We start from the raw sequence: 21,189 nt of genomic DNA, 5'->3' as shown, positions 1-21,189 counted from the left end.
GCCTCACAATCCGAGATAGGCGTGTTTCAAAGCGGGGTCGGCGGCGATCTGGCTTGAGGCACCTTCGACGACGATGCGGCCGTTTTCGAGCACATAGGCGCGAGCGGCGAGTTCGAGCGACTGCACGACATTCTGCTCGACCAGCAGCACGGCGAGGCCCTCGCCGGCGATGCGGGCGATGAGCGCAAACATCTCCTCGACCAGGAGCGGCGAGAGGCCGAGCGACGGCTCGTCGAGGATCAGGAGCTTGGGCTCGCCCATCAGCCCGCGCCCGATGGCGAGCATCTGCTGCTCGCCGCCCGAGAGCGTGCCGGCAGCCTGGCCCATGCGTTCGCGCAGGCGCGGGAAGAGCTCGAACATCCGCTCCAGATTAGCCTCGCGCGCCGGTTTGCCGCGCCGGTAGCTGCCAAGCACGAGATTGTCGCGCACGCTCATATTGGGGAAGATCCGTCGGCCTTCCGGTACATGGATCAGCCCGGCGGCGACGATGGCCGAGGCCTTGAGGCCGGCGATCTCCTGCCCCAGGAAGCGGATCGTGCCGGCGCGCGGCTTGATCAGGCCGGACAAGGCGCGATTCAGTGTCGTCTTGCCGACGCCGTTGGCGCCCAGCACCGCGACAATCTCGCCTGGCTTCACCTCCAGGCCGATGCCGCGCAGGACGTCCGCGCCGCCATAGCCGGCGATCAGGTTTTCGACCTCAAGCATGGTTTTCTCCCATGCCCGTCGCCCCCTGCAGCCGCTTTGCTGCGCCCTGGCCGAGATAGGCCTCGATCACCGCAGGATTGCCGGCGATCTCGCTCGGTGTGCCCTGCGCGATGATGCGGCCCTGGGCCAGCACATGGATGTCCTCGCACAGGCTCATCACGGCCTGCATGACATGCTCGACCATCAGGATGGTGACGCCTTGGTCGCGGATCTGGCGGATGACCGGGATCATGTCGCGGATTTCCGACGGGTTGAGCCCGGCCAGCACCTCGTCGAGCAGCAGAAGCCTGGGCTCCGTCGCCAGGGCGCGGGCCAGTTCGAGCCGCTTGCGGCCGGCGACCGTGAGCGAGGAGGCCGACTGGTCGAGCATGGCGCCGAGGCCGACGAGGCTTGCGACCTCGCCTGCTCGGGCCTGTGCGTCGGCCCGGCCCGAATGACGCAGATAGGCGCCGACCGCGATGTTCTCGACGACGCTGAGGCCAGCAAAAGGCTGCACGATCTGGAAGGTGCGGGCGATGCCGGCCTGGGCCCGCAGATGGGCGGGCTGCGCCGTGATGTCCTGGCCGGCGAAGAGAATGCGGCCTTCGCTGGCCTTCTCGAACCCGGCGATGACGGCAAACAAGGTGGTCTTTCCGGCGCCGTTGGGGCCGATCAGCCCGGTAATCGAGCCGGCCGCGACCTTGAGGCTTGCGGCATTGACCGCGACGAGCCCGCCGAAGCGCTTGGTGATGGTTTCGACGGCGAGCATCAGGCAGCTCCTTCCGTCTTAGGCGTGGTCGTCTTGGCGGCGGTCGTTTTGGGCGTGGTCGTTCTGGGCGTGACCTGGCCGCGGCCCAACCGCTTCAGCAGGCCCATCATGCCGTCGGGCGCGAAGGCGATCGCGGTGACGAGCAGCGCGCCATAGATCACGAGATCGATGCCGGGGATGCCGCTGGCGAAGAGCTTCGTCAGTTCGCCCAGGCCATGCAGCGTCACCGCGCCGACGATCGGTCCAAGCGGTGTGCCGATGCCGCCGATGATCGGGGCGATCAGCGCCTCAATCGAGATCCAGGAGCCATAGGCGATGTTGGCGTCGAGATAGAGGTAATATTGCACATAAAGCGCGCCGGCCGCGCCGGTGATGCCGGCCGAGAGTGTGATCGCCTTGAGCTTCACCGCAAGCGTGTCGACGCCGAGTGCGCGCGCCGCATCCTCGTTCTCGCGCACGGCGGCGAACCAGGCGCCGAGGCGTGAGCGGGTGATCGCCGTCGTCAGTAGCAAGGTGAAGCCGACGAGCGCGAGAGCGATCCAGACGAAGGCGGCGCGGCTGGCGAACTGGAAGTTCTCGGGCCGGATATCGAGCTTGATCAACGTGCCGGCCGCTCCGCCGGTGAAGGCCGAGGCATTGGCGAGAATGCGGAAGACCTCGGCGAAGGCGAGCGTCACCAGCGCGAAATAGGAGCCGCGCAGCCCTGAGCGAAAGCTGAGATAGCCGATGATCCAGCCGACCAGCGCCGCGAATGCGATGGCCGCAGTGAAGGCTGCCCAGGCATTGACGCCATAGCGCGCCTGCAGCAGTGCGGCCGCATAGGCGCCGCTGCCGAAGAAGGCGGCGTGGCCGAAGGAGAACTGGCCACAGAGCCCGCCGAGCAGATTCCAGCCCTGGGCCGCCAGTGCGATGATCAGCGTGAAGACGATGAAGTTCAGCACCGTATTGGCGGTGACGAAGACCGGGATCAGCGCCGCCAGCAGGAGCAGGACGAGTGCGGGGGCGAAGGCGCGCGAGGTGCTCATGCGCGCGCTCCAAACAGGCCGGTGGGCCGCACCAGCAGCACCAGGATGAAGATCAGAAAGATGCCGATCTGGCCCAGACTCTCGCCGAAGAACAAACCGCACAGGCTCTCGACGACCCCGATGAAGAGGGCGCCCAGGAGCGCTCCGGGGATCGAGCCCATGCCGCCGAGCACGACGATGGTGAAGGCGACCAGCACGAAGGCGTTGCCGGCGCGTGGCGTTACGTAAAAGGTCGGCATCAAGAGGCAGGCGGCGATCGCCACGCAGGCCGCGCCCAGGCCAAAGGTGACGGCGTAGATATGGGCGACGTCGATGCCGGCCAGCGCTGCCCCGGTCTTCTCGCGGGCAACCGCGCGGATCGCCTTGCCGGTGTCGGTGCGGGTGAGCAGCAGGCCAAGCAGCAGCGCGACCAGCAACGCTACGCCGAAGGCGAGCACGCGTGGCAGCGCCAGGAAGGTGAAGCCGAGATCGATCGAGGAGAAGGCGTAGGGCACGTCGATCGAGCGCGTATCGGAGCGGAAGATCGCGAGCATGGCGTTCTCGATCAGGATCGAGAGGCCCAGCGTCACCAGCAGGATGTTGCGGTCTTCGCCATGGCTTGCCGGGCCGATGACGAAGCGCTGCACGCCGTAGCCCAGCCCGAAGAACAGCGGCGTGACGATGAAGAGCGCGATATAGGGATCGAGCTTGAAGACGGCGTGCGCGACATAGACGGCAAACATCGCCGCCGTGAGCGTCGCGCCATGGGCGAAATTGATGATGTGCAGCACGCCATAGACCAGCGTCAGGCCCAGCGCGATCAGCGCATAGACCGAGCCGGTCATCAGGCCGTTCAGCACGGCTGCGAGGATGATGTCTGGTGCGAACATTCGATTTTCGTTGGGTGACTTCGGCCGGAGCCTCTCGCGTCATGCTCGGCCTTGTGCCGAGCATCCACGTCTTGGACACTGCCTTCGACGAAGGAAGACGTGGATGGTCGGGACACGCCCGACCATGACGGGTAGGGCGGGCCCTTCTCTCCCCTGGAGGAAAGAAGGATAGCGGCGCTTCACGCCGGCACGGGGAATACCGGCTTGGCGTCGGCGAAATCTGTCGGGAAGATCACCTTGATGTCGGCGCCCTGCACCTGCGTGTTCACCGGCGCGCCGCCCTCGTTCTGGCCGTTGACGAACTTGGTCGGGCCATAGGGCATGATGTGGCCGGCGAAGGTCGAGGCCATGAGCGCCGCGGTCAGCTTGGCCTTGTCGCCGGAGCCCGCCGTCTCCAGCGCGTCGGCGAGAAGCTGGACGCAGGAGTAGTTGAGCGGGATGTTGTAAGTCCAGAACTTGCCCGACGCCTCGACCTGCTTGCGCAGCGCTTCCGCGACAGGCTTGCGCGGATCGTGCCAATGGTTGCAGTCCATCACGAACTGGGCGGCCTCCTGGAATTCCTTGACGAAGCGGAAATTCGAGGCCGCGCCGTTGAGCACGGCGTAGATGCCCTTCGGGCGGATGCGCTGCTGCTGCATGGTGCGGGCGAGCAGGGCGAATTCGCCGTAATAGCTTGAGGGAATGACGAGGTCGGGGTTCTTGGCGCGGATCTGGAGCGCGACATTCGACATGTCGCGCGACGGCGTCGGATGGGCGATCGTGTCCAGCACCTCGAAGCCGCGCTTGGGCAGTTCCGCCTGCATCAGCTTGGCCATGCCCGAGCCGAAGAGCCCGTCCTCATGCACCAGCACGACGGTCTTCGCCGGCTTGCCGGCGGCGTCGTTGAGCTTGGAGAGATTGTCGAGCGCGGTCTTGGTCACCGTGCCGAAGCCGGGGCCGAAGCGGAAGGTGTTCTTCAGGCCCCGCGTGACGATCGAATCGGCGACGCCGACATCGACGATATAAGGCAGGTCGTAGCGCGCGGCGGCCTGGGATGCGGCAAGGCAGATCGGCGAGGCGAAGCCGCCGACGATCGCGACCACGCCCTCGGCCTGCATGCGCTCGACCTCGGCCGTGCCGCCTTCGGGCGTCGAGCGGGCGTCGCCGAAGACCATCTGGAGTTTCGCGCCGCCCATCGACTTGATGCCGCCGGCCTCGTTGATCGCCTTGATCGCGGCCTCTGCGCCGATCTGGCCCTGCTGGCCGTCATAGGCGAGCGCGCCGGTGACGGGCTGCAGGATGCCGACCTTGATGGCGGGGGCCTGGGCGCGCAGTAGGCCGGGCATGGCGATGGTCGCCGCTCCGCCGATCGCCGCCGTCGTCAAAAGCGTGCGGCGGGAAAGCTCGGTGGTCCTGATCATCTCACATTCTCCTCTGTTCTGTCTGCGGTGCGTCGGGCCCAGTCTGGCGCCGGGCTTGTCTCGCGCGATCAGCCGGCCTGGGCCGGCACTGGCGACCAGCGCCTCTCGCCGGCCTCGCCGTCGCGGTGGAGTTCCATCTGGAAGGAGTAACGGTCGGGCCGATAGAGCGCCTGCAGATGCTCGACGCCGTTGCCGTCAGGCCCGAGGACGACGCGCGTCAGGGACAGGAGCGGCGAGCCGATCTCGAGGCCGAGCGCCTCGGCGACATCAGGGCCGGCCAGGGTCGCGCTGATCGCCTGGCTGGCGCGCTCGACCAACGCGCCCGAGCGTTCGAGCAGCGTCAGCAGCGGCACGGTCGCGAGATCGGCTTCCGAATAGGTCAGGCCGATACGCTCGGGCACATGCGTCGTCAGATAGGAGAAGGGCTGGCCGTCGATCAGGCGCACGCGGACCGAGCGCTGGGTGCGCTCGCCCTGGCCAAGCGCGAGCGCCTGGGCCACCGCCTCGGGCGGCTGGACATAGGAGAAGGCGAGCAGGCGCACGCCGGTGCGGCGACCCATCTCGACCAGATGGGTCAGCATGTTCGAGAAATCCGCGACGATCGGTCGGGGCGCTTCGGGCTCGCGCACGAAGGTGCCGGCGCCGACGCGACGATCGATCAGGCCGTCCGTCGCGAGGCTGTCGAGCGCGCGGCGGATGGTGACGCGCGAGACGCCGTGCTGCAGCGCCAGGGCCGGCTCGCTCGCCAGGCGCGTGCCGGGCGAAATCTCGCCGCTGGCGATGCGCTCACGCAGCAGCAGATAGATACGTCGCGCCTTGAGGGGTTCGAGCGAAGCGTCCACGCGGGGCCTTTCAATGGCGAATGATCTGACTGTCAATCAGAACATCTATCTGTCTAGCGTATAGGACAACTTGCTTGCGTCAAGCGTCGTGTGGTCGCTATGATCGGCGTGGAAAGGGTAGGCCCGATGACAGCCGTAACCATGACCGCGGGAACGCCTGAGAGCGGAAGCCAGTCCGAAGCTGGACCGCGTACGCTGTTCGACAAGCTCTGGGACGCACATGTCGTCGTCGAGCGGCCGTCAGGCGATGCGCTGATCTGGATCGACCGGCATTTCGTGCATGAAGGTTCGTTTCACGCCTTCGCGCAAGTCGCGGGCCGCGACGGGGTGGTCGCCGAGCCCGGTCTGACCTTCGGCATCGCCGACCATTACGTGCCGACGCGCGGCCGCGACCACATCGCCAATCCCGAGATCGCCCGGATGATCGACGATCTGGAGGCGAATACGGCGCGTCATGAGGTGACGCTCTTCGGGCTGAACGATCCGCGCCAGGGCATCGTCCATGTCGTCGGGCCCGAGCAAGGGCTGACGCTGCCGGGGCTGACCATGGTCTGCGGCGACAGTCATACTTCGACCCATGGCGCCTTCGGGGCCTATGCCTTCGGCATCGGCGCCTCGGAGGTTGCGCATGTGCTGATGACGCAGACGCTCTGGCAGAAGAAGCCCAGGCGCATGCGCATCACCATAGACGGCACGCCTGCTCCAGGCGTTGGGGCGAAGGACTTCATCCTCAGCATCATCGCCAGGATCGGCGCGGACGGGGCGCGCGGCTATGCTGTCGAATATGCTGGCGAGGCGGTGCGGGCGCTGTCGATGGCGGGCCGCATGACCATGTGCAACATGTCGATCGAGGCAGGCGCACGCTGCGGGCTGATCGCGCCGGATGAGACGACTTTCCGCTGGATCGCGGGCAAGCCTTATGCGCCCAAAGGAGCAGCGCTGGAGGCAGCCATCGCCGCGTGGCGTCACCTGCCGAGCGATACGGGTGCCGTCGTCGATCGCGAGATCACGATCGATGCAAGTCAGATCGCCCCCATCGTCACCTGGGGGACGAGCCCGGAGGATGCGCTGCCGATCGGCGCCAGCGTGCCCGATCCCGCCGCGCTCGCCGATGACGCTCGCGCCGCCGCCATGCGCGATGCGCTCGCCTATATGGGGCTGCGGTCGGGGCAGAAGCTGAGCGAGATCGCGGTCGACCGTGTCTTCATCGGTTCCTGCACCAACGCCCGCATCGAGGATCTGCGCGCGGCGGCGAGCGTGCTTGCGGGCCGCAAGGCGCGTGTGCCGGGCTTGGTCTCGCCGGGCTCGAGCCAGGTTAAGCGGCAGGCCGAGGAGGAGGGGCTCGATCGCATCTTCATCGCAGCCGGGCTTGAATGGGTCGAATCCGGCTGCTCCATGTGTGTCGGCATGAACGGCGACAGCGTGCCCCCGGGTGAGCGCTGCGCCTCGACGACGAACCGCAATTTCCGCGGCCGGCAAGGGCCGGGCGCCCGCACCCATCTGATGTCGCCGGCCATGGTCGCCGCCGCGGCAGTGACCGGGCATCTCACCGATGTCCGGTCGATGCTGGAGGGCCGGTCGTGAAGTCCTTGACCCAGGTCAAGGGGCCTGCTTGCCCGCTTGGCCTTGCCGGCGTCGATACCGACCAATTGATCCCGGCGCGCTTCATGAAGCGGCCGCGTTCGGAGGGCTATGGCGGCTTTCTGCTGCATGACCTGCGCCGCGGCGAGGCCGGGGTCGAGAAGCCCGACTTTCCGCTTAACCGACCGGTCTGGCGCGGGGCCGAGATCATGGTGGCGCGGCGCAATTTCGGCTCGGGCTCGTCGCGGGAGGCGGCCGTCTACGCGCTGGCCGACCATGGCGTCCGCGTCGTGCTGGCGCCGACCTTCGGCGACATCTTCGCGTCCAACGCAGTCAAGAACGGTCTTTTGCCGGCGGTGCTCGACGAGGCCGATATCGAGGATCTGCTGGCGGCCCTGGCCGCGACTCCGGACCTGCCGGTCAGCATCGATCTCGCGGAGCAGACGGTTGCCTGGGGCAATCGCGCGGTCACCTTCGCGATCGATCCGGTCTGGCGCGAGCAATTGCTCAATGGCTGGGACGATATCGACGTGACGCGGTCATTTGCTGGCGAAATCGCGCGATTTCGCGATGCTGACGGCGCCAGGCGGCCATGGGCGCGGCCGTCAGTGAAAGCCTGAGCCAACTGAAACCGAAAGCGCTGCGTCATCCCGGGCGACCAGTGGGAAACCCGGGATGACGCGCGGAGGAGAGGTGTAACTCTGCCTCAGAACAGCAGGTGCGGGGCGAACATCGCCAGGCCCATGAAGCCAAGGGCCAGGGCGCCGAGGCCGCCGCCAACGAAGGCGAGGATGACGACGCCGGTGATGATCGAGGCCGAGGCGACGACGATGCCGATCTGGAGCAGGCCCGAGGCGATTTCGAAATTCTCGTTGCGCGCCTTCAGATTGTCGCGCTCGTGCTCGGCCTCCTTGGCGCGCGCCGTCAGCTCCTTGCGGCCTTCATTGGTCGAGGGCTCGCTGTCATAGCGGGCGACCGTCTTCCGCCAGTCGTCGATGCGCTTTTGCATGCGCTCGCGCATGGCCGGATCGGTCGCGGCGGTAAGGTCGATCTCCATCGCGTCGGCAGCCGTGCTCAAGGTGGTGCTGCGGATTGTCTTGGCCTGGAAGAAGGACCACAGATTGGACGATTCGATATTCTTGGCGACGGCCTCGTTCTCGGCCTGCTTGCCGCCGATCTCGGCGAGCGCCAGCAGCAGCGCGAGTACGGCGATCAGCAGCGCGACCTTCTTGTTGCCGCCTTCCGGCGCCTCGAAATGCTCAGACATGAATCAATTCCCCCAGCCCCGGTTCGCGACTGAACACCGTGTCATTCCTCAAAGGCAACATGTGAATGACGGCTGAACGGCTTCACGCTGCTCTTGCTTCAGCGCCCGGCGCGAGGATGGGCAGCGTCATAGGCCGCCATCAATCGCGTCGAGTCGATGCGGGTGTAGATCTGCGTCGTCGAGAGCGAGGCGTGGCCGAGCAGCTCCTGGATGGCGCGCAGATCGCCGCCGCGACCCAGCAGATGGGTCGCGAAGGAGTGGCGCAAAGAATGGGGTGTTGCCGAGGAGGGCAGGCCAAGCGCGCCGCGCAAGCCCTCGACCGCGAGCTGGATGATGCGCGGCGAGAGCGGGCCGCCCTTGACGCCCAGGAAGAGCGGACCATCCGGCGGCAGGCGCCAGGGGCAAAGCGCGATGTATTCGGCGATAGCCGTCACCACGACCGGCAGCACGGGGACCATGCGGGTCTTCTGGCCCTTGCCGATTACCGTCAAGCTGTCGCCGGCACTCATCGGCGCCTGGGCGCGGGTCAGCGACAGCGCCTCCGAGATGCGCAGGCCGCAGCCATAGAGCAGCGCCAGCACGGCGGCGTCGCGCGCCAGCACCCAGGCCTCGCGCTCCTCACCGGCGCGGATGTCGACCTGGGTCACGGCCTTGGCGGCGCGGGCGTCGAGCGGGCGCGGCAGCGACTTGCCGATGCGCGGCCCGCGCGTCGCGGCGAAGGCTGCGGCTTTCAGCTTGCCGGTGCGCTCGCCGAAGCGGGCGAAGGAGCGCAAGCTCGCGAGCTGGCGCATCAATGTGCGGTTGCCGACATTCTCGCGCCGGCGCTGGCCGAGGAAGGCGCGCAGGTCGAAGGGCTTCAGCGCCGCGATGTCGGTCAGCGAGGCCGGGCCGCCGAGATGGCCTTCCAGAAAGGCGGAGAACTGGCCGAGATCGCGGCCATAGGCTTCGAGCGTCTTGGGCGAGAGCCGGCGCTCATTCGCCAGATGGGCGAGCCAGTCGCGGCGCAGGATGTCGAAATCGGTCAAGGCTCGGGACTCCCGTCATGGTCGGGCTTGTCCCGACCATCCACGTCTTTGAACCGCGCCTTTTCCGTCGAGGGGGGCAAGACGTGGATGCTCGCCACAAGGGCGAGCATGACGCAGTGGTTCGGCGAAGCATGACGCCCCTGCCTTAACAGGTCGCGAATCGATGCTAGATCACGTCGGTTTCGGACGGAATCGTCCGAAACCGACGTGATCGGTTCCAAAAGTTCAGAGCATTGCTCATGCGAAAAACCGGTACCCACTTTTTCGCGCAATGCTCTAGACACGCGGCCATGAACGATGAGCCAGACAGCGGGGAAGGCGGCGGCACGGTCGACGTGCTGATCCCACTCGGGCTCGACCAGGCCTATAGCTATGCGGTGCCGAACGGGCTTGCGCTCAAGCCCGGTGATGTCGTGCAGGTTCCACTCGGCCCGCGCGAGACCGTGGGCGTGGTCTGGAACCTGGGCTCCGGGCGCGGCGGCAATCTCAAGCGGGTGACGGGCCGGGTCGACATGCCGCCGCTCGATCCCGCTCTGATGAAGCTGGTCGACTGGGTCGCCTGGTACACACTTGCCCCGAAAGGCTCAGTGTTGGCGCTGGTGCTGCGCCGGCAGCCCGACGATACGCCGGAGCGGCCCAAGCTCGGCGTCCGCCTCGTCGGCGCGCCGCCCGCCCGCATGACGCCGGCCCGCGCCCGCGCCATCGCCGCCGCCGAGGGCGGTTTGCTGACGGGCAAGGCGGCGCTGGCGGAGGCAGCCTCTGTCAGCATGGCGGTGATCGACTCATTGGTCGATGCCGGCACCTTCAGCGTCGAGGCGCTGCCGCGCGACGCCGTTGCGGCGATGCCCGATCCCGATCACGCGCAGCCAGTCCTGTCGGCGGGGCAGGCGGCGGCGGCCAAGGAGCTCGTGGCTTCGGTTCAGGCCGCGGTGTTCGGCGTGACCCTGCTCGAGGGCGTCACCGGCTCGGGCAAGACCGAGGTCTATTTCGAGGCGGTGGCACAGGCGATCCGGCAGGGCCGCCAGAGCCTGATCCTGATGCCGGAGATCGCGCTGACGGCGCAGTTCATCGACCGTTTTGAGGCGCGCTTCGGGGTCAGGCCGGGCCTCTGGCATTCGGCTGTGACGGGCCGCAAGCGCGAGCGGTTGCAGGCGGCGATCGCGAGCGGCGAGGCCAGGGTGGTGGCGGGTGCGCGCTCGGCCCTGTTCCTGCCCTATCGCGATCTCGGCCTGATCGTCGTCGATGAGGAGCATGAGGCCGCGTATAAGCAAGAAGATGGCGTCAGCTATCATGCCCGCGACATGGCCGTGGTGCGCGGGCGCATCGAGAACGCGCCGGTCATCCTGACCTCGGCGACGCCCTCGCTGGAGACGCGCGTCAATGCCGAACGCGGCCGCTACACGCATCTCAAGCTGCCCGAGCGCTTCGGCGGGCGCGAATTGCCGACGCTGGGGCTGGTCGATCTGCGTAAGGACAAGCCCGAGCGCGGGCGCTGGATCTCGGGGGCGCTGATTAAGGCGATCCAGGACAATCTGGAGGCCAAGGAACAGTCGCTGCTCTTCCTCAACCGGCGCGGCTATGCGCCGCTGACGCTGTGCCGCGATTGCGGCCACCGTTTCCAATGCCCGAACTGTTCGGCCTGGCTGGTCGACCATCGCTTCCGGCGGGCGCTGGTCTGCCATCATTGCGGCCATGTCGAGCGCCGGCCGCATGAATGCCCGTCCTGCCATGCGACTGAGAGCCTCTCGGCCTGCGGGCCGGGTGTCGAGCGCCTGGCCGAGGAGGTCGCAACGCTGTTTCCGCAGGCGCGGGGCATCGTGCTCTCCAGCGATTTTCCCGGCGGCACCGAACGCTTGAAGCAGGAGCTGATGGCGGTTGCATCGGGCGAGTTCGATATCGTCATCGGCACGCAGCTCGTCGCCAAGGGCCACAATTTTCCGGGCATGACCCTGGTCGGCGTGGTCGATGCCGATCTCGGCCTGACCTCGGGCGATCCGCGCGCGGCTGAGCGGACCTTCCAGGTGCTGCGACAGGTGACGGGCCGGGCTGGGCGCGGCGAACGGCCAGGCCGTGCGCTGCTGCAGACGCATGATCCCGGGCATCCCGTGCTGAAGGCGCTGATCTCGGGCGATCCGGAGCGGTTCTACGCCGCCGAGACCGCTTCACGTGAGGCGGCTGGCCTGCCGCCTTTCGGCCGGCTGGCTGGGCTGATCGTGTCGGCCAATACGGCGGCGGAGGCGGAGGGGCATGCGCGTGCGCTGGCGCGCTGTGCCGATGCGCCTGACGGCGTGTCAGTGTTGGGGCCGGCGGAGGCGCCGCTCGCGGTGCTGCGCGGGCGCCACCGCGTGCGCTTGATCGTCAAGACGACGCGCGAGGTCAATCTGCAGGATTATCTGCGGGCCTGGCTCAAGCGCGGGCCGAAGCCGAAAGGCTCGGTCAGAGTCGCGGTCGATGTCGATCCGCAGAGCTTTTTGTGAGGCGCGAGGGGCTAAGGTGCGAGTGGCGGCGTCTCACCGCAACGGCGCGATATTGAGGATGAGGTCGCCATAGTTCGGCACGCCGCCGGTCACCGTGCGCAGATAGAGCTTGTCGCCGATCTTGAAGAAGACCGAAGCGCGCGAGGAGGCGTCCTCCATCGTCACATAAAGGGTGTTGCCGTAGCGGACCTCCCATTTGCCGCGCGTCGGCTTCTTGCCGCCCGATTCGTAGAAGCCGACATGGAGCGGGCCGGAGATGGTGTAGTCGTGGTTCCTGTAGAGCGAGATCACGGTCTTGTCGCGGAAGGTGAGCCGCCTGCCGCCGACCGTCTCGTCATTCAATTGCATGTAGCGGATTTCCGCTCCGCCCTGGGCGAAGGCCGGTAGCGGCGCGAGCAGCCAGGCTGCGGCAAATGCGCCGACCAGGATATCAAGGCCCGTGACGAGCCCGAGACCGATCCTGTTCCTCGCCATCTCGATCTCCGTATCCCGGCTTGTACCGATGCCTCGGCCGGCAGCGGGCGGGCAGGATCGAACCAGCCCGTGTCGAGGTCCGATGTCTTCGATCGTCACGGCGAAGTTAGAGCATGATGCCGAAAAGTGGAAACCGGTTGTCAAGCGCGCGACCGGCTCCAATCCGGCCGCGGGAGCCGATGGATGGTCGATCAGGGCAACGCGAAAGCCCGCCCGGGGCCATCCCCAGATTGAGACCGAACTGTGGCGTTCTTCGGGTTGCGCACCCCCGGATCGCATGCTAGTGCACCGCCGCATTCTCGGTGTTAAGTGCGCTTGCCAGCGCGCATTTCGCCTGATCGATACATCGCAGCGCTAGGACGATGCACTCCGCCCTCGCAGGGGGTCGCCGGTGCGGTCCTTTGAACGAGAGACGTGACGCGTGGCTGAAGGCGGATCGCAGGATCGAGTACTGGTTTCGGGCGTCGCCGGGCGCTACGCCACGGCGCTCTTCGAGCTGGCGAGCGAGGCCAATGCCATCGACGCCGTTTCCGCCGACCTTTCCAGCTTCAGCGCGATGCTGGCCGAGAGCGCTGATCTGCGCCGGCTGGTCGAGAGCCCGGCCTTCTCGGCCGAGGATCAGGTCGCCGCGATCAAGGCGATCCTCGCCAAGGCGGGCATCTCCGGCATCGCCGGGAACTTCATCGGGCTGGTCGCCAGCAAGCGCCGCCTGTTCACGCTGCCGGGCATGATCCAGGGCTATCGCAACCTCGTCGCCGAGGCCAAGGGCATCGTCAGCGCCGAGGTCACGGTTGCCGAACAGCCCACGGCCAAGCGTGTCGAGGAAATCCGGTCCGCCCTCAAGGGCGTCGCCGGCAAGGATGTCGATGTCGCGATCAAGATCGATCCGACGCTGATCGGCGGGCTCATCGTCAAGATGGGCTCCCGCATGGTCGACGCCTCGCTGAAAACCAAACTCAATTCAATTCGTCTTGCCATGAAAGAGGTCGGCTGATGGAAATCCGCCCCGCTGAAATCTCCGCGATCCTGAAGGCCCAGATTTCTAACTTTGGGTCCGAAGCCTCCGTCACCGAGGTCGGCCAGGTTCTCTCCGTCGGCGACGGCATTGCCCGCGTCTACGGCCTCGACAAGGTCCAGGCCGGTGAGATGGTCGAGTTCGAGAGCGGCGTGCGCGGCATGGCGCTCAACCTCGAGAGCGACAATGTCGGCGTCGTGATCTTCGGTTCCGACCGCGAGATCAAGGAAGGCCAGACGGTCAAGCGCACCGGCGCGATCGTGGACGTGCCGGTCGGCAAGGAGCTGCTCGGCCGCGTCGTCGACGCGCTCGGCAACCCGATCGACGGCAAGGGGCCGATCAAGGCCAAGGCCCGCGCCCGCGTCGACGTCAAGGCGCCCGGCATCATCCCGCGCAAGTCGGTGCATGAGCCGATGGCGACCGGCCTCAAGGCGATCGACGCCCTGATCCCGATCGGCCGCGGCCAGCGCGAGCTGATCATCGGCGACCGTCAGACCGGCAAGACCGCCGTGGCGCTCGACACGATCCTGAACCAGAAGGCCAACAACGAAGGCACGGACGAGAGCCAGAAGCTCTACTGCGTCTATGTCGCCATCGGCCAGAAGCGCTCCACCGTCGCCCAGTTCGTGAAAGTGCTCGAAGAGCGCGGCGCGCTGGAATATTCGATCGTCGTCGCCGCGACCGCGTCCGACGCTGCCCCGATGCAGTTCCTGGCGCCCTTCGCCGGCTGCGCCATGGGCGAGTATTTCCGCGACAACGGCATGCATGCCGTCATCATCTATGACGATCTGTCGAAGCAGGCCGTCGCCTACCGCCAGATGTCGCTCCTGCTGCGCCGCCCGCCGGGCCGCGAAGCCTATCCGGGCGACGTGTTCTATCTCCACTCCCGCCTGCTCGAGCGCGCCGCCAAGATGGGCGATGCTGCCGGCAATGGTTCGCTGACGGCGCTGCCGGTCATCGAGACGCAGGCCAACGACGTCTCGGCCTATATCCCGACCAATGTGATCTCGATCACCGACGGTCAGATCTTCCTCGAGACCGACCTGTTCTACCAGGGCATCCGCCCGGCTGTGAACGTCGGCCTTTCGGTGTCGCGCGTCGGTTCGGCCGCGCAGACCAAGGCGACCAAGAAGGTTGCCGGCAAGATCAAGGGCGAGCTCGCGCAGTATCGCGAGATGGCCGCCTTCGCGCAGTTCGGCTCCGACCTCGATGCGGTCACCCAGCGCCTGCTCAACCGCGGCGCGCGCCTGACCGAGCTCCTGAAGCAGGCGCAGTTCTCGCCGCTGAAGATGGAAGAGCAGACGGTCGTGATCTATGCCGGCGTCAACGGCTATCTCGACCCGCTGCCGGTCAACAAGGTCCGCGCCTTCGAGGACGGGCTGCTCGCGCTGGTGCGCGGCAAGCATATCGATCTGCTCAACGCAATCCGCGACAGCAAGGATCTTTCGGACGCGAACGCCGCGAAGCTGAAGGATCTCGTCACGGACTACGCCAAGTCGTTCGCCTGAGGCCGCGCGGGGCGCTCAGCGCTTCGCCAATATGAGGATCGTCGATGCCTTCCTTGAAGGATCTACGAAACCGCATCGCCTCCGTGAAGGCGACGCAGAAGATCACCAAGGCCATGCAGATGGTCGCGGCTGCGAAGCTGCGCCGGGCGCAGGCTGCGGCCGAAGCGGCGCGTCCCTATGCCGAGCGCATGGAGACGGTGCTGGCCAATCTGGCCTCCGGCGTCTCGGGTTCGAGCGCGCCGAAGCTGATCGCCGGCACGGGCGCCGACAAGGTGCACCTGCTGGTGGTCTGCACGGCCGAGCGCGGGCTTTGCGGCGCGTTCAACTCCTCGATCGCGCGTCTGGCGCGCGACAAGGCGAATGCGCTCAAGGCCGAAGGCAAAACGGTCAAGATCATCTGCGTCGGCAAGAAGGGCCATGACGTCCTGAAGCGCCAGTTCGAGAAAGACATCATCGAGCTGATCGACCTGCGCGCTTTCAAGCAGGTCGGCTTCGTCAATGCCGAGGCGATCGCCCAGAACATCCTGGCGCGCTTTGCCGAGGGTGAGTTCGACGTCGCGACGCTGTTCTTCTCGAAGTTCAAGTCGGTGATCTCGCAGATTCCGACGGCGCAGCGCATCATTCCCGCCGAGATCCCGGCCGGTACGAAGGCGACCGAGGCCGTCTACGACTACGAGCCCGACGAAGGCGAGATCCTGGAGACGCTGCTGCCACGCAACCTCACGGTGCAGGTGCTGCGCGCGATCCTGGAGAACGCGGCCTCCGAGCAGGGCGCGCGCATGTCGGCGATGGATTCCGCCACGCGCAATGCCGGCGAAATGATCAAGAAGCAGACGCAGCTGTACAACCGCTCGCGTCAGGCGATGATCACCAAGGAACTGATCGAAATCATCTCCGGCGCGGAAGCGCTCTAAACGTCTAGCAATTAGGCTGGCATGCCGGCCACCTGACACGCTGTACCCGAGGTTCGAAACCATGGCCAAAGCCGCTACCAAGAAGACCGTCGCCGCAGAGAAGCCTGCCAACACCGGCACTGGCCGCATCGTGCAGGTCATCGGCGCCGTCGTCGACGTGCAGTTCGATGGTGCTCTGCCGGAGATCCTGAACGCGCTCGAGACCGACAATCTCGGCAACCGCCTGGTTCTCGAAGTCGCCCAGCATCTCGGCGAGAACACGGTCCGCACCATCGCGATGGACTCCTCCGAAGGCCTGGTTCGCGGCCAGTCGGTCACCGACACCGGCGCGCCGATCTCGGTGCCGGTCGGCGACGAGTGCCTCGGCCGTATCATGAACGTCATCGGCGAGCCGGTCGACGAACTCGGCCCGATCGGCGCGGCCACAACGCGCGGCATTCACCAGCCGGCTCCGTCCTATTCCGAGCAGTCGACCGAGGCGCAGATCCTCGTCACCGGCATCAAGGTCGTCGACCTGCTGGCGCCTTACGCCAGGGGCGGCAAGATCGGCCTGTTCGGCGGCGCCGGCGTCGGCAAGACCGTGCTGATCATGGAGCTGATCAACAACGTCGCGAAGGCCCATGGCGGTTATTCGGTGTTCGCCGGTGTCGGCGAGCGCACCCGCGAAGGCAACGATCTCTATCACGAGATGATCGAGTCCAAGGTCAACGTCGATCCGAAGGAGCATGGCGGCTCGGCCAAGGGCTCGAAATGCGCCCTGGTCTACGGCCAGATGAACGAGCCTCCGGGCGCCCGCATGCGCGTCGCCCTGTCGGGCCTGACCGTCGCCGAGCATTTCCGCGACCAGGGCCAGGACGTGCTGTTCTTCGTCGACAACATCTTCCGCTTCACGCAGGCGGGCTCGGAAGTGTCGGCTCTGCTCGGCCGCATTCCCTCTGCGGTGGGTTACCAGCCGACGCTGGCGACCGACATGGGCAACCTGCAGGAGCGCATCACCACCACCAATAAGGGCTCGATCACCTCGGTGCAGGCGATCTACGTGCCGGCGGACGACTTGACCGACCCGGCGCCCGCGACCTCCTTCGCTCACTTGGACGCCACGACCGTGCTGTCGCGCTCGATCGCGGAAAAGGGCATCTATCCGGCGGTCGACCCGCTGGACTCGACCTCGCGCATGCTCTCTGCGGCGATCGTCGGCGAGGAGCATTACGCCATCGCCCGGCAGGTCCAGCAGATCCTCCAGCGCTACAAGGCGCTGCAGGACATCATCGCGATCCTGGGCATGGACGAGCTCTCGGAAGAGGACAAGATCTCGGTCGCCCGCGCCCGCAAGATCGAGCGCTTCCTGTCGCAGCCCTTCCACGTCGCGGAAATCTTCACCGGCTCGCCGGGCAAGCTGGTTGCGCTCGAGGACACGATCAAGGGCTTCAAGGGCCTGGTCGAGGGCAAGTACGACCACCTGCCGGAAGCCGCCTTCTACATGGTCGGCTCGATCGACGAAGCGATCGAGAAGGCTCAGCGCCTGGCCGCCGAAGCGGCCTGAGGCCTGCGTTCGCAGGGAAGGCCGAATTGGCCTTCCCGTTTTCGCTCCGGGGTGGCAACGAGCTATTGGATCGTCAGACTGTAGGTGTGGTAATCAGGCGTTCCCAGAACAGGGCTCGCAGGAGCGGAGGCCGAGATGAAGGCGTATCTGCATGCCGATGCAGGGCATTTCGACTTCCAGTGGAATATCGACTGTTCTGTCGGCAAGGGCGGGCAGAACAACCTGCGGGCGGACGTCCTCTATATCCAGTGGTATTATCAACTCGCTGCCAATCAGGTCGAAACGCCGCCGGATCGCAAGGCGATCTACAAGCAGGTGGGTTTGACTGGAATGTGCAATGGGACCGATGCGGATCCGCTGGTGCGGGCGATCACGTTGCACCAGCGTTCAATCAACCATCCCCAGGTCGACGGACGCGTCAGCGTCGCAACCGCAGGCGGTAAGGTCGGAGCCTCGGCTTTCTTCGTCCTGCGGATCGGCGCCCGTATCGCGAACATGTATCCCGAGCTCTGGCCGCGCCTTGAAAAGATCCCCGGCTGTCCCGCCGAAGTGGCTCAGGCGTCCCGCCTGGCTATTCCTCACGTCTGAATCGTAGAACGGACTGAATCCGACCATGGCAACCTTCAAGTTCGAACTCGTCTCGCCTGAGCGCATCCTGTTCTCGGGAGACGTCGTCAGCGTCATCGTTCCGTCCGTCGAGGGCGAGATCACCGTGCTGGCCGGCCATGCGCCGCTGGTCGCGACATTGAAGGCGGGCATCGTTTTCACCCAGACCGATGGCAGCAACGGCAAGGAATTCTTCGTCAATGGCGGCCTCGTCGAGGTCAACCATGCCGCGACGACGATCCTGGCCGAGCAGGGCCGGTTCCTCGAGGACGTCGACACAGCCGTCCTCGAACAGGAGATCCTGACCGCCGAGACCAAGCTCGCCGGTACGCATGATGAGGATGAGCGCAAGCGCCTGCACGACGTTCTGGTGCAGCTGCGCGAGTTCAAGCACGTCTTCGAGAACCGCAAGGCGGCGTAGCGTCAGCCTTTACCTCTGAGACTGTCAAAAGGCCGCGCGAGCGGCCTTTTTCATGTGTAGCTGATGAACTCCAGCAGCGAGCCGTCGGGATCGCGGAAATAGACGCTGGTTCCCGGGCCGCCACAGCCGAAGCGCGGAACCGGGCCGAGTTCGATCGCGACCTTCCGTGTCTCCAAATGCGCGATGGCGTCAGTGATCGGCCCGGCCCAGGTGAAACAGAGATCGCTGCCGCCGGGCGGTACCGGCAGGCGCGCGACTGGGGTCGGGTCCAAACCCGGCCCATGGCAGTTCAATTGCGCTGTGCCGATGCGATAGACGAAGCCCGCGCCGTTGCGCAGAATCTCGGCTCCGATGACGTCGCGATAGAAGGCATTCGAGCGCTCCCAATCCGAGACGTGAATGACGCAATGGTCGAAGCTGATCAGGCTCATCGCAGTCTCCTAGAGCAGGATGCGAAAAAGTGGGCACCGGTTTTTCGCATTGATCCTGCTCTCACTTCTAGATGAGAGACGGATTCAGATTTCAGATGGGATCACTTTGTGACCCCATCTGAAATCATCCGGCTCTCGGGTGGTCAGGGTGATGTCGGGACACTAGGCGCGGCGAAGTGCGAGAAGGCCTGCGCGACACGCTCATAGACCGGGCGCTTGAACGGCACGATGCGAGCCGGCATCTGCACCAAGGGCAGCCAGGCCCATTCGCTGAACTCCGCTGGCTCGTCGCCATTGGGGCGAGTGATGTCGATCTCGCTGTCTTGCCCTTTGAGGCGGAAGGCGACCCAGCGCTGCCGCTGGCCCCTGAAGGCGCAAAGCTTATGCGCCGGGCCGTCATAGGGCGGGAAGTCGTAGGTCCACCAATCCTCGGTCAGCGCAAGGAATGTGGCGCTCGTCACGCCTGTTTCCTCAGTGAGCTCGCGGCGCGCTGCCGCGACGATGTCCTCGTCGGGATCGATGCCGCCTTGCGGCATCTGCCAGTCGAAGCCGGGCTGCACGATTTCGGGGCCGGCGCTGTGCGAGCGGCCGGCGAAAACCAGGCCGCTGGCATTGAACAGGGCGATGCCGACATTGGGGCGATAAGGCAGGTCCATCCGGTGAGCTTAAGGCACCGTGTCCGCGAGCGAAACGGGCCCGCGTTCATGGTTCGGCGGGCGGGCGAGAACCTCAGTCGTTGCGGGCCGAGAGAACACAGGACAGCAGCCCCGGGAAACGGCGCTCGATGTCCTCCCGACGCAATGCGTTCATCCGTGTCGCGCCCTCGTTACGTGTCCGGATCAGCCCGGCTTCGCGCAGGACCCGGAAATGATGGGAGACGCTGGATTTCGGACGGTCGCCTTCGAGCGCCTGGCAGCTCGCTTCGCCTTCGACTGCCAGCCGGCGGACGATCTGCAGCCGAAACGGATCGCTCAACGCGTGAAAGACGTCCACGATCGCGATCTCTTCCGAAGCGGGCAGGCGGGCATGTCGCATGGCGATAAGCCTATCACAGGGATTCGATATTGCCAAAATTCGAAAAATATCGAACTATCGAATAATAGAACCCCTTTAGCGCGGAGCCGCTCAATGCCCGGTCTTTTCGACCCCTTCAGCCTGAAGAATGTCACACTTCGCAACCGCATCGTGACCTCGCCGATGTGCCAGTATTCGGCGCAGGACGGCGTCGCCAATGAATGGCACCGCGCCCATCTCGCCGGGCTGGCGCGGGGCGGCGCCGGCCTCGTCGTCATCGAAGCCACCGGCGTCTCGCCGGAGGGGCGGATCACGCCCGCCTGTCTCGGACTGTGGAACGATGCGCAGGCCGAAGCGCTGGCGCCGATCGTCGCCGAGATGGGCAAGGCCGGTGCGGTCGCGGGCATCCAGATCGGCCATGCCGGTCGCAAGGCCAGCGCCAACCTTCCCTGGGAAGGCGACGACCATATCGCGGTCGGCGATGCCCGTGGCTGGGAGACCATCGCGCCGTCCGCCGTCGCTCAAGGCGGCGGCCTCGGGCGTGTGCCGCGGGCGATGACGCTGGCCGATATCGAGCGCGTGCGCGGCGATTTCGTCGCGGCGGCGGAGCGGGCCCGCGATATCGGCATCCAGTGGCTGAAGCTGCATTTCGCCCATGGCTATCTGGCGCAGAGCTTCCTGTCGCGCCACGCCAACAAGCGCGACGACGCCTATGGCGGCAGCTTCGAGAACCGCGCCCGCTTCCTGATCGAGACGCTCGTGGCGGTCCGCAAGGTCTGGCCGGAGGATCGCCCCCTCTCGGCCCGGCTCGGCGTGATCGAATATGACGGGCAGGACGAAGAGACGCTGGCCGAGGCGATTGAACTGGTGAAGCGCCTCAAGGCCGAGGGGCTCGACTTCATCGATGTCAGCATCGGCTTCTCGACCAACGAGGCCAGGATTCCGTGGGGGCCGGCCTTCCTGGCGCCGATTGCCGAGCGTGTGCGGCGCGAGAGCGGCCTGCCGGCCTCGACGAGCTGGTACATCAGCCAGCCCGAGCAGGCCGATGCGCTGGTGCGCGAAGGCAAGGTCGATCTCGTCACGCTCGGCCGGCCGCTGCTGGCCGACCCGCACTGGCCCTATGCGGCGGCAAAGGCGCTGGGCATCGAGGACGCGGCCTGGAAGACGCTGCCGGCGCCCTATGCCCATTGGCTGTCGCGCTATCGCGCTGCGTGATGCAAGAGTGTGATGCAAGAGCCGGATGATTTCAGATGGGCTCACGAAGTGATCCCATCTGAAATCTGAATCCGTCTCTCAACTAAGAGTTAGAGCAGGATGCGAAAAA

General features: G+C 66.1%; 22 protein-coding genes. 10 read left to right on the top strand and 12 right to left on the bottom strand.

Annotated features, from left to right (window positions below):
* Positions 1–3 precede the first annotated feature (3 nt).
* From BMZ97_RS09805 to BMZ97_RS09780, 6 genes are all read right to left on the bottom strand, one after another.
* Complete coding sequence (locus BMZ97_RS09805; protein ID WP_092167838.1) at positions 4–705, bottom strand: ABC transporter ATP-binding protein; 702 nt, start codon at positions 703–705, stop codon at positions 4–6.
* On the bottom strand, positions 698–1,453 hold the full coding sequence (locus BMZ97_RS09800) for an ABC transporter ATP-binding protein (protein ID WP_092167835.1): 756 nt from the start codon (positions 1,451–1,453) through the stop codon (positions 698–700). Before BMZ97_RS09800 ends, BMZ97_RS09805 begins: the two co-directional genes overlap by 8 nt.
* Entirely contained in the window at positions 1,453–2,478 is a 1,026-nt protein-coding gene (locus BMZ97_RS09795) for a branched-chain amino acid ABC transporter permease (protein WP_092167833.1), read from the bottom strand. Before BMZ97_RS09795 ends, BMZ97_RS09800 begins: the two co-directional genes overlap by 1 nt.
* Positions 2,475–3,347, bottom strand: a complete 873-nt coding sequence (locus BMZ97_RS09790) for a branched-chain amino acid ABC transporter permease (protein ID WP_092167830.1) — start codon at positions 3,345–3,347, stop codon at positions 2,475–2,477. Before BMZ97_RS09790 ends, BMZ97_RS09795 begins: the two co-directional genes overlap by 4 nt.
* Positions 3,348–3,526: 179 nt before the next feature.
* Positions 3,527–4,747 (bottom strand): ABC transporter substrate-binding protein, encoded by a 1,221-nt coding sequence (locus BMZ97_RS09785; protein ID WP_092167827.1) that lies wholly within the window; start codon positions 4,745–4,747, stop codon positions 3,527–3,529.
* A gap of 68 nt (positions 4,748–4,815) precedes the next feature.
* Positions 4,816–5,589: a GntR family transcriptional regulator gene (locus tag BMZ97_RS09780; protein ID WP_092167825.1), complete on the bottom strand. Its 774-nt coding sequence runs from the start codon at positions 5,587–5,589 to the stop codon at positions 4,816–4,818.
* A gap of 126 nt (positions 5,590–5,715) precedes the next feature.
* Here BMZ97_RS09780 and leuC point away from each other — a divergent pair, with 126 nt between their 5' ends.
* Positions 5,716–7,173 carry a 3-isopropylmalate dehydratase large subunit gene (gene leuC / locus BMZ97_RS09775; protein ID WP_244546320.1) on the top strand — a complete coding sequence of 486 codons (1,458 nt, stop codon included), beginning with the start codon at positions 5,716–5,718 and terminating at the stop codon, positions 7,171–7,173.
* Positions 7,170–7,790 (top strand): 3-isopropylmalate dehydratase small subunit, encoded by a 621-nt coding sequence (leuD, locus tag BMZ97_RS09770; RefSeq protein WP_092167819.1) that lies wholly within the window; start codon positions 7,170–7,172, stop codon positions 7,788–7,790. Before leuC ends, leuD begins: the two co-directional genes overlap by 4 nt.
* 86 nt (positions 7,791–7,876) lie before the next feature.
* Here the strand turns inward: leuD and BMZ97_RS09765 are convergent, their stop codons facing one another.
* Together BMZ97_RS09765 and BMZ97_RS09760 are read right to left on the bottom strand one after the other, a co-directional pair.
* Complete coding sequence (locus BMZ97_RS09765; protein ID WP_092167817.1) at positions 7,877–8,437, bottom strand: DUF4337 domain-containing protein; 561 nt, start codon at positions 8,435–8,437, stop codon at positions 7,877–7,879.
* A gap of 98 nt (positions 8,438–8,535) precedes the next feature.
* Entirely contained in the window at positions 8,536–9,462 is a 927-nt protein-coding gene (locus tag BMZ97_RS09760; RefSeq protein ID WP_092167814.1) for a tyrosine recombinase XerC, read from the bottom strand.
* Between the two features lie 290 nt (positions 9,463–9,752).
* On the opposite strand from BMZ97_RS09760, the gene BMZ97_RS09755 reads away from it, so the two are divergent.
* Positions 9,753–11,939: a primosomal protein N' gene (locus BMZ97_RS09755; RefSeq protein ID WP_092167811.1), complete on the top strand. Its 2,187-nt coding sequence runs from the start codon at positions 9,753–9,755 to the stop codon at positions 11,937–11,939.
* A 33-nt stretch (positions 11,940–11,972) separates the two neighbouring features.
* Here the strand turns inward: BMZ97_RS09755 and BMZ97_RS09750 are convergent, their stop codons facing one another.
* Positions 11,973–12,413: a hypothetical protein gene (locus BMZ97_RS09750; protein ID WP_092167809.1), complete on the bottom strand. Its 441-nt coding sequence runs from the start codon at positions 12,411–12,413 to the stop codon at positions 11,973–11,975.
* Between the two features lie 421 nt (positions 12,414–12,834).
* Between BMZ97_RS09750 and BMZ97_RS09745 the strand changes: the two genes are divergently transcribed.
* The 6 genes from BMZ97_RS09745 to BMZ97_RS09720 all read left to right on the top strand — a co-directional run bounded on the left by BMZ97_RS09745 (position 12,835) and on the right by BMZ97_RS09720 (position 18,420).
* Positions 12,835–13,407, top strand: coding sequence for a F0F1 ATP synthase subunit delta (locus BMZ97_RS09745; RefSeq protein WP_092167806.1), 573 nt, complete (start codon positions 12,835–12,837; stop codon positions 13,405–13,407).
* Entirely contained in the window at positions 13,407–14,936 is a 1,530-nt protein-coding gene (gene atpA / locus BMZ97_RS09740; protein ID WP_092167804.1) for a F0F1 ATP synthase subunit alpha, read from the top strand. The genes BMZ97_RS09745 and atpA overlap by 1 nt, the downstream gene beginning before the upstream one ends.
* 44 nt (positions 14,937–14,980) lie before the next feature.
* Positions 14,981–15,850, top strand: a complete 870-nt coding sequence (locus tag BMZ97_RS09735) for a F0F1 ATP synthase subunit gamma (protein ID WP_092167801.1) — start codon at positions 14,981–14,983, stop codon at positions 15,848–15,850.
* A gap of 61 nt (positions 15,851–15,911) precedes the next feature.
* Positions 15,912–17,393: a F0F1 ATP synthase subunit beta gene (atpD, locus tag BMZ97_RS09730; protein WP_092167799.1), complete on the top strand. Its 1,482-nt coding sequence runs from the start codon at positions 15,912–15,914 to the stop codon at positions 17,391–17,393.
* 135 nt (positions 17,394–17,528) lie between these two features.
* Positions 17,529–17,981, top strand: a complete 453-nt coding sequence (locus BMZ97_RS09725) for a hypothetical protein (RefSeq protein WP_092167796.1) — start codon at positions 17,529–17,531, stop codon at positions 17,979–17,981.
* A 25-nt stretch (positions 17,982–18,006) separates the two neighbouring features.
* Complete coding sequence (locus BMZ97_RS09720; RefSeq protein ID WP_092167794.1) at positions 18,007–18,420, top strand: F0F1 ATP synthase subunit epsilon; 414 nt, start codon at positions 18,007–18,009, stop codon at positions 18,418–18,420.
* A gap of 50 nt (positions 18,421–18,470) precedes the next feature.
* Here the strand turns inward: BMZ97_RS09720 and BMZ97_RS09715 are convergent, their stop codons facing one another.
* The 3 genes from BMZ97_RS09715 to BMZ97_RS09705 form a co-directional block, all read right to left on the bottom strand.
* Positions 18,471–18,851, bottom strand: coding sequence for a VOC family protein (locus tag BMZ97_RS09715; RefSeq protein WP_092167791.1), 381 nt, complete (start codon positions 18,849–18,851; stop codon positions 18,471–18,473).
* A gap of 143 nt (positions 18,852–18,994) precedes the next feature.
* Entirely contained in the window at positions 18,995–19,507 is a 513-nt protein-coding gene (locus BMZ97_RS09710; protein ID WP_092167789.1) for an RNA pyrophosphohydrolase, read from the bottom strand.
* Positions 19,508–19,580: 73 nt separating this feature from the next.
* Positions 19,581–19,886 carry an ArsR/SmtB family transcription factor gene (locus tag BMZ97_RS09705; RefSeq protein WP_092167786.1) on the bottom strand — a complete coding sequence of 102 codons (306 nt, stop codon included), beginning with the start codon at positions 19,884–19,886 and terminating at the stop codon, positions 19,581–19,583.
* Between the two features lie 93 nt (positions 19,887–19,979).
* Between BMZ97_RS09705 and BMZ97_RS09700 the strand changes: the two genes are divergently transcribed.
* On the top strand, positions 19,980–21,080 hold the full coding sequence (locus BMZ97_RS09700; RefSeq protein ID WP_092167783.1) for an NADH:flavin oxidoreductase/NADH oxidase: 1,101 nt from the start codon (positions 19,980–19,982) through the stop codon (positions 21,078–21,080).
* The last annotated feature ends 109 nt before the right edge of the window (positions 21,081–21,189 follow it).

It is taken from the genome of Allobosea sp. OK403, assembly GCF_900113835.1.
In the GTDB taxonomy this organism is placed as follows: Bacteria; Pseudomonadota; Alphaproteobacteria; order Rhizobiales; family Beijerinckiaceae; genus Allobosea.
The sequence above is the reverse complement of the archived record's forward strand: the minus strand, read 5'-3'. Positions and strand labels throughout refer to the sequence as shown.

What these genes read in the sequence shown, in the direction of transcription:
- BMZ97_RS09720 (WP_092167794.1), top strand. Translation starts at nt 18,007, where the DNA reads ATGGCAACCTTCAAGTTCGAACTCGTCTCGCCTGAGCGCATCCTGTTC.
- BMZ97_RS09765 (WP_092167817.1), bottom strand. Translation starts at nt 8,437, where the DNA reads ATGTCTGAGCATTTCGAGGCGCCGGAAGGCGGCAACAAGAAGGTCGCG.
- BMZ97_RS09755 (WP_092167811.1), top strand. Translation starts at nt 9,753, where the DNA reads ATGAACGATGAGCCAGACAGCGGGGAAGGCGGCGGCACGGTCGACGTG.
- BMZ97_RS09805 (WP_092167838.1), bottom strand. Translation starts at nt 705, where the DNA reads ATGCTTGAGGTCGAAAACCTGATCGCCGGCTATGGCGGCGCGGACGTC.
- leuC (WP_244546320.1), top strand. Translation starts at nt 5,716, where the DNA reads ATGACAGCCGTAACCATGACCGCGGGAACGCCTGAGAGCGGAAGCCAG.
- BMZ97_RS09750 (WP_092167809.1), bottom strand. Translation starts at nt 12,413, where the DNA reads ATGGCGAGGAACAGGATCGGTCTCGGGCTCGTCACGGGCCTTGATATC.
- atpD (WP_092167799.1), top strand. Translation starts at nt 15,912, where the DNA reads ATGGCCAAAGCCGCTACCAAGAAGACCGTCGCCGCAGAGAAGCCTGCC.
- BMZ97_RS09700 (WP_092167783.1), top strand. Translation starts at nt 19,980, where the DNA reads ATGCCCGGTCTTTTCGACCCCTTCAGCCTGAAGAATGTCACACTTCGC.
- BMZ97_RS09785 (WP_092167827.1), bottom strand. Translation starts at nt 4,747, where the DNA reads ATGATCAGGACCACCGAGCTTTCCCGCCGCACGCTTTTGACGACGGCG.
- BMZ97_RS09725 (WP_092167796.1), top strand. Translation starts at nt 17,529, where the DNA reads ATGAAGGCGTATCTGCATGCCGATGCAGGGCATTTCGACTTCCAGTGG.
- BMZ97_RS09735 (WP_092167801.1), top strand. Translation starts at nt 14,981, where the DNA reads ATGCCTTCCTTGAAGGATCTACGAAACCGCATCGCCTCCGTGAAGGCG.
- BMZ97_RS09795 (WP_092167833.1), bottom strand. Translation starts at nt 2,478, where the DNA reads ATGAGCACCTCGCGCGCCTTCGCCCCCGCACTCGTCCTGCTCCTGCTG.
- BMZ97_RS09715 (WP_092167791.1), bottom strand. Translation starts at nt 18,851, where the DNA reads ATGAGCCTGATCAGCTTCGACCATTGCGTCATTCACGTCTCGGATTGG.
- BMZ97_RS09800 (WP_092167835.1), bottom strand. Translation starts at nt 1,453, where the DNA reads ATGCTCGCCGTCGAAACCATCACCAAGCGCTTCGGCGGGCTCGTCGCG.
- BMZ97_RS09710 (WP_092167789.1), bottom strand. Translation starts at nt 19,507, where the DNA reads ATGGACCTGCCTTATCGCCCCAATGTCGGCATCGCCCTGTTCAATGCC.
- BMZ97_RS09790 (WP_092167830.1), bottom strand. Translation starts at nt 3,347, where the DNA reads ATGTTCGCACCAGACATCATCCTCGCAGCCGTGCTGAACGGCCTGATG.
- atpA (WP_092167804.1), top strand. Translation starts at nt 13,407, where the DNA reads ATGGAAATCCGCCCCGCTGAAATCTCCGCGATCCTGAAGGCCCAGATT.
- BMZ97_RS09705 (WP_092167786.1), bottom strand. Translation starts at nt 19,886, where the DNA reads ATGCGACATGCCCGCCTGCCCGCTTCGGAAGAGATCGCGATCGTGGAC.